Source organism: Halomicronema sp. CCY15110 (assembly GCF_016888165.1).
Taxonomy (GTDB): Bacteria; Cyanobacteriota; Cyanobacteriia; order Phormidesmidales; family Phormidesmidaceae; genus Halomicronema.
The window spans coordinates 1-2,137 of the sequence record NZ_JACSWC010000209.1; the positions used below are offsets into that span (position 1 = coordinate 1).

3 protein-coding genes are annotated in these 2,137 nt (G+C 50.3%); all 3 read right to left on the minus strand.

All coding sequences use genetic code 11. The features are described 5' to 3' along the window. Positions 1 to 84: 84 nt before the first annotated feature. Complete coding sequence (locus tag JUK32_RS07380) at positions 85 to 957, minus strand: YhcG family protein (RefSeq protein ID WP_239112418.1); 873 nt, start codon at positions 955 to 957, stop codon at positions 85 to 87. A gap of 193 nt (positions 958 to 1,150) precedes the next feature. Then, positions 1,151 to 1,576: a DUF1622 domain-containing protein gene (locus JUK32_RS07385; protein ID WP_204138211.1), complete on the minus strand. Its 426-nt coding sequence runs from the start codon at positions 1,574 to 1,576 to the stop codon at positions 1,151 to 1,153. After that, on the minus strand, positions 1,566 to 1,958 hold the full coding sequence (locus tag JUK32_RS07390; RefSeq protein WP_204138212.1) for a YidH family protein: 393 nt from the start codon (positions 1,956 to 1,958) through the stop codon (positions 1,566 to 1,568). The genes JUK32_RS07385 and JUK32_RS07390 overlap by 11 nt, the downstream gene beginning before the upstream one ends. Positions 1,959 to 2,137: the final 179 nt, after the last annotated feature.

Here is a 2,137-nt window from a genome sequence, read left to right on the forward strand (position 1 = left end):
ACTAGCTCCGTCTTCCTCTCGGGCTGAGTGACAGCAATTATTAAGCGGTATTGAAAACACCTTTAGAGGGCTGGTATGGTCAACCTAAGCCTGGGAGTCGCCCCTCAACTGCTGGCTTTCTTCATCTGCTGCCGTGCTCTTGGTGTCATCCGCTAACAGCTTGACCGCTTTATCGAGCTCTGACTGCAAATCTTCCGGACTGGGTAGCCGATGCGTGGAAATGGCGATTGGGTTGCGCAGGTTGCCCAAGGAATATTCTGCTACCGTCTTGTTCTTTGACTTGCAGAGAATAATGCCAATGGTGGGACGATCGTATTCTTCTCGCTCTTGGGCATCGATCGCCGTCAGATAAAAGTTCATGCGGCCCGATTGCTCCGGCTTAAATTCTCCCATCTCTAACTGAATTGCGATGAAGCAGCGCAGCTTGAGATGGTAAAACAGCATATCGATAAAAAATTCATCGCCTTCAACATCCAGACGGTAGTCGTGTCCGACAAACGAGAATCCGACACCCAGTTCCAGCAGGAAGTCGCGCATATGCTGCACCAACGCGCGTTTGAGGTCTTGCTCTCTGGCCCCCTTGGCAATGGTGAGAAAGTCGAAACTGTAAGGGTCTTTGATGACCTGCTGGGCCATTTCTGACTGTACTGGTGGGAGCGTCCGTTCAAAGTTGGTGACGGCTCCGCCCTCTCGCTGGTAGAGCCCGGTCTCGATCTGGGCGACCAGAATATTGCGACTCCAGCCATGCTCTAGGGCTTGCTGGGCATACCACAGGCGCTCATCTTGACTGGCCAGCTTATCGAGCAAGGCAATGTTTTGGTTCCACGGCAAATTGTCCAATAGCCCTTGGACAATTCGTTCGCTCTCCCAGGCTTCGGCAAACGCTCGCATATACATCAGGTTTGAGCGAGAAAAGCCTTTGATACCCGGAAACTCTTGCCTGAGGTCTTTGGACAGGCGATCTAGGGGTTAAATGAGTAATCGTACAGAAAGTCCCGATAAGGAACTAACTAACAGCCGAAAGGCTTATGCTCTCGCCAAAGAGGTTGTCCGAGCGCTCAAGACGAGTCTCCAATCCGGGACTTTTTACTATTCTGGATGCATTGATATGCAAAGGTTTTAGCCTTAGCGTAAGTTTCTGTACGATTACTCACTTAACCCCTTTAATCACTTCCGCTTGGCTGCGAGCCGAAAGTTTCACGTCTTCAGATTCTTTTTCAAGCTCCTGGTTCAGAAAATAATTGAGAAAGGTTCGAATCACGGCGATTAATGCGAGTTTGCCCAACTCTTCGAAGCTCGGTGACACGGTCGTGCTGAGAATGTCTGCCGCTAGCTGAAATTCCAGGGCCAGGGCTAACCAGAGGCCAAAAGTTAACCGGATCTCGCTAAACTCAAAGGGATAAGCCAGAATAGGCTGTCTGCTTCCCTTTTTACGCCGGATTCTGAACGCATGCTGCAGGGTTCTCAGCAATCCCCAGGAAACGATCAGAGCCGCCAGCGCTTCGAGTACGACTTTAAGTAAGAGAATAAAGGCATACAGCCCCTGCTCTAACCCTTCTACAATTTCAACTTCCATGGTTTATCAAGGCATCCAGTAATAAGGCAAGTCCCAAGCCGCCGACTAACAAGGCCATAATTAGCGGGTATTTCCTGATTTTTTTTGCCCCGTAGTTGCGCCGCATTTCCCTGGCAGTCTGTAGATATTCGATGCCACCAAAAACGATGGAAATAATCCCTAAGACAATCAGGAAAAGTCCGACATTCCGGGGATCTCTGACTAAGCCCTGGGCTTCGTTACTGAGAAACTTATAGATGGTGAAGCCAAAGCCAATCATCGAGAGCCCGGTGCGAACCCAGGCCATCAGAGAACGACTGGCCGCCATGAGGGTGCGATCGACGGCAAGATCAGTACGGTATTGGGCAAGTTCATTGGAGGATTTGGCCCCTTGAGATTCCATCAATTGTGCTCCTGGCTTGATAGTCGTGGTGAGAGGTGGATCTGAAAGTTGCGTAACTCTTTGGGGCTTGGGGTTTAAACTTCACCGCCTGCGGCACCTCCCCTTAGGGATCTGCAACTAAATAAAGTACCCGTTCAATCCGGTTTCGACTTCGCTCAACCTACCAGTATCGAGAGTTG